Consider the following 6,962-nt stretch of genomic DNA (forward strand, 5'->3'; position numbering starts at 1 on the left):
GAAATAAAAGCCAGCCTATAAAAGGCTGGCTTGATAAAAAAACACTAGTATTTTGCCGCTTGATCTGCAGCCGGTAAAGATTTCTTAATAAACTGACGAATATCTTCATTCGCTTTTATTAAATCTTCCTTACGTAAGTACATCATATGACCACTGCGGTATCCAACGAAGTTCATCCTCGAAGACAATTTACCTGATGGATCCATTTGCCACATATTATATTTCGCATTAAAATAATCTGTCGCTCCATCATAATATCCCGATTGAACCATCAAATGCAAGAATGGGTTTGCTGCCATCGCTTGTCTTAAATTTAATCCCGTATTATCATTACTTCTGTCCCAAGGATGTACTGGTCCAAACATATTGTATTTTACATCCGCTTTATATTTCAATTCGTTTGTATAGTACCAATTGATCGCAGGAGTAAATGAATGCAACCATGAAGTCAATTCCGCATTATAATCAGGACGTTCACCGCCATCGCGGAAATCTAAACCAATGTATCTGGAATCTAAACGGCCAACCGTTTGCCCCTTATCACGCATTAATTCTTTCCAATACAAGGATGTTGGGATATCTAGATTATTCTGTGATATGATAGTCTCTGATAATCCAGAATACCTAGCCATTTTTTTGATAACAGCTGACTTCTCTGCAGCAGAAATACTGGAACCTTTTGCGATTGCCGGCAATAATTCTTCTAAAGTAAATTTCTCCACTTCGGGCAACAGATCGTCGAGGTCTCTATTTTGCAATTCTGGAGTCAAGCGTTTATGGAACCATGCTGTTGCAGCATAATAAGGCCATACATTGGCCTTCGCAACCGCTCCTTCTCTCTTCAATCCCAAATCTGTTGGAGATACTAAAATAACGCCATTAAAATACATCCATTGTGCATTTTGTAATTCCAATGCTAATCCTGAAACGCGCGTTGTTCCGTAACTCTCACCTATCAAATATTTTGGAGATGCCCAACGGTTGTTTCTTGTCACAAAGGTGTTGATCCATTCTGCCAAGTACTTAATATCCTGAGTTACCCCAAAAAATTGTGTACGGTCTGCCTTCTCATCTAGAATACGAGAATAACCTGTATTAATTGGATCTACATAAACAATATCCGCAACATCTAAGATGGTATAAGGATTTTCTTTAACTCCATAAGGTTGTAATGGATAGCCTTCATCATCGATGTTTAATAGTCTTGGTCCTGTATAGGCTAAATGCATCCAAACAGATCCTGAACCTGGACCTCCATTAAATGAAATAACTAACGGGCGTTTGTCCCTGTTGCTGATATCATCACGTGTATAATAAGTGTAATGAACAGTTGCCAAAACTTTTCCGTTTGCATCCCAAACAGGCTGTGTTCCTGTCTTTGCAGTATAGCCAAATTTCTGACCATTTGCAGCAATAGAATGTTTTGTAACAATTGTGCTATCCGCATATGGGATGCGCTGAGCCTGCACCGCAATGGCTAAAATTAAAGCTGATAATAATAAAATGTATCTTTTCATAGTGAAATGGATGTTAATATTGATTATAATCGGAATTTATAAATTATTGTCTTGTATCCCAAAATACTCTTTCCAGCAAACTTGTCTTTTGTTTGATATTTGGATTGTTGTTCGCCTCGGATTGAGAGTAAAATAAAGTCCTTGGAACCTCATCATAGATGGCCGTTGGTTTCTTCAATGGCGTTAATGCAGGATATCCTGTCCTGCGATAATCGGTCCATGGTTCTACTAGTACACCAAAGTTGGCAATATACTTTTCTGTGATAATCTGTTCCAATTTTTGTTGATTGGTTCCTGTCAAAGTTCCTTTACTAGCCAAGTAGCTTGTCAAAGCAGCGGCCGGTAATTTATTGTCTTCAAACGAAGCTTTGATCCCTGCTTCAAAAAATGCCTGTGCATCTCCTGCCGCAGCATACATCAGAGCTGCTTCTGCACGAATAAAATTATACTCTGCAAAGGTCAATAATCTTGCTGGAGCCTCTCCTCCATACAAAATTGCTCCCGTCTGTAATGCGCCTTTTGGATCTACTAAGCTTGAATTAAAGGAGGTCACAGAACCATACAAGAAGGTATTCAACCTAGAGTATTCACTTGAAGCATTGGCATCCATAACACTCGCTCCTTTATAGGTTTTCGGACTAGAGAAATATGGAAATGGCGTGAAATAGGTTTCTCTTCTTGGATCCGAATTGCTATTCATCAAATCAACAATATAGCGGTTCGGTAAAAACTGATTTCGGAATTGCCCTAACTCGATACTGTAAATTGGATTTTGACGCTGTGGCGTATTCAAGAAATCCATTTGAAATCCATCAGCATTACTTGCAAAAAACTTCGCCCCCGAGTTGATCAATTCATTCAATTTTTGTTTCGTAAAATTAGGATCCTTTGCAGAATAATGTAGATAAATCCTGAGCTTCAAGGTATTTCCCAGACGCTCCCATTTTTCTTTGGAGGTAGCCCAACTGTTCGATGCATATATCGAAGTGCTTGCATTTGGCGATACCGTCGATGTACCAGCATTGATATCTGCTAAGCCCTCATCAATCAATCGAATTAAGTCGGTATAAATTGCTTCATCATCGTCTACTTCTGGTTTCAGATTTTCACCGAATAAAGCTGCATTGAAATACGGAACATCTCCCCAAGTATCTACTGTAATTTGATAAACATAGGCTTTTAAGATCTTGGCAACCCCAGCATAATGCGGACTCCCTTCTTCTGTTGCTTGCTTTATCAAGACAGCAATATCACTTAAAGTAGTACCAAATATGGCTACCCATTGGTTATTTATATCTGAATCATTGACATTGTAGCGCTCATATTCTTTGAAGGCAACGTGTCCCTGAACAGGACCTTGCCCACTGAACTGTTGAACAAAAACTCCTCCAACACGCAATAAGTCACTGGCGCCAAAATATCCTACATTCACTGTTACTGATGGTAATAATTGATTGATACCTACCTTGGTAACATTATTCGGATCGTCATTTACATCTAAAAAAGAACTACATGAGGCTGCTCCTAATAATGTAGCGACGGTTAATAAACTAAATATCTTTTTCATGTTGTTTCAATTTTATAGGCTAAATCTTACACTTCCACCAATTGTTCTTGGAGTTGGGCTAAATCCAAATTCCAATCCCCTGGCATTACTGATTCCCAATAAGTTCTGCTCTGGATCAAGATGCGGGAAATTCGGAGAATAGGTCCATAAATTCCTTCCGTACACGGAAACCGTAACTCCTTTTATAAATTTCTGCCCCTCAAAAATCCTAGCCGGTAATTTATAGGTAAAATTAGCCTCTCTTAATTTCACAAATGTGGCATCTAAAACGTACCCTTCCCATGCTACATATTTACCTTGCAAACTATAATATTGCTGTGCCGTTACATGAGTTGTGTTGGTTGTTCCATCCTCATAAACTCCTTCAAATAAATACGGTTTTGCAACTTCTCCTGATCCGTCGATTCGTTCAAATTCCGCGGTTTCCTTTGCAACTCCCTGAATCCTCAAGTCACCGATGGTTCTTGACATGATATCGCCTTTATATTTAAAGTCAAATAAGAAGGATAATGAGAAATCTTTATAATTCAAATCATTGGTCCAACCTAAATTAAATTTAGGGTTCGGATTTCCAACTTTCTGAACATTTGTCGTAGGTTTAGGTAGACCATTGGCATTGACAATCATTCGGCCCATATCGTCGCGTTGATATGCATTTGACCAAATTTGACCATATTCCTCACCTGCAACCAAACGAACGTTTGGCGATGTAAATCCTCCAATCGAAATATTGTTCACACCAGGAGCAAGCTCTTCCACAATAGATTTAAACTTGGTGAAATTGAAGCCTGAACGCCAAGTAAAGTTTTCCTTTTGAACCGGAACTAAATTTAACATCATCTCTATACCTTTGGTGGATAAACTACCCGCATTCGTTACTACAGAGGTATATCCCGAAGATGATGGTGCCGGAACAGCAAAAATTAGATTACGTGTATCTCTTTTATAAACCGATCCCTCAAAACTAATTCTTCCACTATAGAATGATAACTCCGTACCCAATTCGTATTCTCTCGTAAATTCAGGTTGAAGATCAACATTTCCCGCACTATTATTCAAGGTGTAACCTGCTAATCCATTAAAAGGAAAGCTTACTAAAGTCGATACAAAACCGTCGGATGCACTTGAACGACCATAATAGGTATTTGTCGCATATGGATCTGTTCCTTTACCAACCTCACCCACATTCGCCCTGATCTTAGCAGATGTCAAGACATTCGATTTCAGTTCAGGGAATGCCTCTGTTAATACAAAACTTACAGCGGCAGCTGGATAGAAGATAGAACGGTTTCCTTTCGATAAAGTCGATGAAAAATCATTCCTTGCCTTTACGTTTAAAGACAGGTATGACTTAAAGTCCATAACAACATCCGCAAATACTCCAATCTGTCTGTTTTCTGTAATCGTTCCGGACGTGTTAAATGTTAGAAAGTTACTTTGGTTGTCAAAATCCGGAAGAACAATACCCAATCCTGTTGACTGAAGCGTATTTCTATTGTTAGCAATTATTTCATTTCCTACGGTTGCAATCAAATTCCAATTTTCTGAAACTTTACGATTTGCTGTTAAGGTAAAATAAGAGTTGATATTCTTCATGGAAATACTTCTATCCTGTACCCCTCCTGCTCCTGCTGAACTTGTATTTCCATTACTCCGTATTCCTTTATTGTCGAATCCTTTTGAGGTCATGCTGAAAACATCAGCTCCTACCTTTAAATCAGCAGCTAACCATGGAAGGATATCATATTTCAAATTGATGTTCCCATAAAAACGATTGACTTCACTATTGTTCCTTACATTAGCTATGGACCATAGTGGATGATCCTCTGGAGCAAACCATAACTGATTTCCTTCGGCATCCTCAAATGGCATGTTCGTTAGATCATAACTTCTAGGTGCATAGATCCCCCTCCATAATGGGTTGGCTCCTTGGTTACCTCCTTGAGTACGATCGGATACGTTGTTGACATATGAAAAGGATGTTCCGACCTTGAATTTATCCGTCAATTGAGTGGATACATTTGCAGAAATATTATTACGCTTTAGTTCATTGTTCGGAAGAAGACCCGTTTCTAAGGTGTATCCATAAGATACGCGATAGTCAAACTTCTCTCCAGAACCAGTAAAACTTAAATCGTTAACCGAACTCACAGAATTCTTTAAGATATCACTGATGTTGTTTGGAAATGCCTGTAAATTTTCCTTATCACCGAACCAGTTTGTTACCTCTTGTCCTGCAATTTTAGGTCCCCAAGATCCTGTTACGGAATTGTTATAATTTCCATTACTTCCTTGGGCATACTCATTCTGGAATTCAGGCATTCTTGAAACCATTCCAACTGCCGTATTTGTTCCGACAGAAACTTGATTTCTAACCCCTTTCTTGGCTTTCTTTGTCGTAATCAAGATTACGCCGGAGGCTGCACGAGAACCATATAATACCGTAGCAGCTGCGCCTTTCAGAACACTCATCGATTCGATATCTTGTGGGTTGATATCAGATATTCGGCTGGAATTGATTACCCCAGTATTTACTGAGTTTCCTCCACCTGAATTATCCAATGGTATACCATCTACGACATACAATGGCTGGTTACTACCTGTGAAGGTAGAAAAACCACGTATGGTTATATTCGACCCAGCGAAACCACCTCCAGATCCACTTACTTGCACACCTGCCAAACGTCCCGCTAAAGCATTGGTCACGTCTGTTGTAGGTGCCTTCGCAAGCTCGTCTGCTTTTACTTCTCCAACTCCATATCCAAGGGTTTTCCTATCTCTTTGGATACCGAATGATGTTACTACCACTTCTTCAAGGTTAGATGCATCATCTTCCATTGAAATACGCATAGCGGATCCTGATACGATAGGTACTTCCTTGGTTTGGTAACTCATATGACTAATAATCAGAGTTCCGCTTGACTGAGATGATTCAAAGGAGAAAGCTCCTTTAGCATCTGTTTGCGAACCCTCATTAGATCCTTTTACACGGATTGAGGCATTTTGGATAGGTTGACCTTGTCCATTCACAACAATTCCATGTACAGTTACCTGTTGGGTAGTATTAGCTAAATTATTAGAATAAAAATTAATTGAATTTGATTTCCACAAACGGTGGGGACTAGCGTCAACAGCTGTCCATAATAGCATTGAACCAGTACATAGTACCAAGCTCAAAACGCTTTTAGGCTTAAAGGTGCTTATGTTTGGAATAAATTGGGGAATATTCCGTTTCATAATTTTAGATTTCATAATTTCTGGTTTTAATTAGATGTTCGGTTTAATTAATAGATAATTAATACAATCTAAGGAGGTAGTTCAGTCATACGCATATCTCAGTAATTTGGTTAATAAAAAAATGCTATTGAAATATGATAGGAGGTTAGGCCTATCAGGTTAATTAAAGTAATTTCGGTTAATTTTTTTTCGGCCCTTCGGCTGATTGATTAAACCAATATATAAAAAAAGTAAAATCATAAAATATATGTTTCAACGATTACATGCTAGTTGCCTGAATACGTAAACGAATGGACAATATACGTTAAGAATCCACTGTAATAATTTTGAGATATGTAATGGAGTAGGTAGACGAAAGACAAAGAGTAGTTAGTAGTTAGTAGTTAGTAGTTAGTAGTTAGTATTAAGATGACTGCCAGTTGTCTATTGTCTAATGTCAAAAATAAAGTTGTATAGAATATCGGAAGAGGCCTGAATTGATGCTCCATAGTACTATAACAGCGCTAGACTGAACATATCACATCAATTACCAGAACCATACCATCAATCACCAAACGGAACTTTATCGTTAACTAATTGGCGGAACCACAAAACCGCAGAGCGGTGGCATCCCTTACCAATAATCGGAACCATACCCTCAA

Annotated in this window: 3 protein-coding genes; all 3 read right to left on the bottom strand. The window is 38.6% G+C overall.

Features of this window, described 5'->3' with window-relative positions; all coding sequences use genetic code 11:
- Positions 1-44 precede the first annotated feature (44 nt).
- Genes E0Y80_RS07970 through E0Y80_RS07980 form a run of 3 tightly spaced genes read right to left on the bottom strand, consistent with a single transcriptional unit; the run spans position 45 to position 6,336 of the window.
- Positions 45-1,517 (bottom strand): S10 family peptidase, encoded by a 1,473-nt coding sequence (locus tag E0Y80_RS07970; protein ID WP_156307123.1) that lies wholly within the window; start codon positions 1,515-1,517, stop codon positions 45-47.
- A 43-nt stretch (positions 1,518-1,560) separates the two neighbouring features.
- On the bottom strand, positions 1,561-3,084 hold the full coding sequence (locus E0Y80_RS07975; protein ID WP_156307124.1) for a SusD/RagB family nutrient-binding outer membrane lipoprotein: 1,524 nt from the start codon (positions 3,082-3,084) through the stop codon (positions 1,561-1,563).
- A 12-nt stretch (positions 3,085-3,096) separates the two neighbouring features.
- A complete protein-coding gene (locus E0Y80_RS07980) occupies positions 3,097-6,336 on the bottom strand; it encodes a SusC/RagA family TonB-linked outer membrane protein (protein WP_156307125.1) in 3,240 nt (1,079 codons plus the stop codon).
- Between the last annotated feature and the right edge of the window lie 626 nt (positions 6,337-6,962).

The organism is Sphingobacterium endophyticum (genome assembly GCF_009733535.1).
GTDB classification, from domain to species: domain Bacteria; phylum Bacteroidota; class Bacteroidia; order Sphingobacteriales; family Sphingobacteriaceae; genus Sphingobacterium; species Sphingobacterium endophyticum.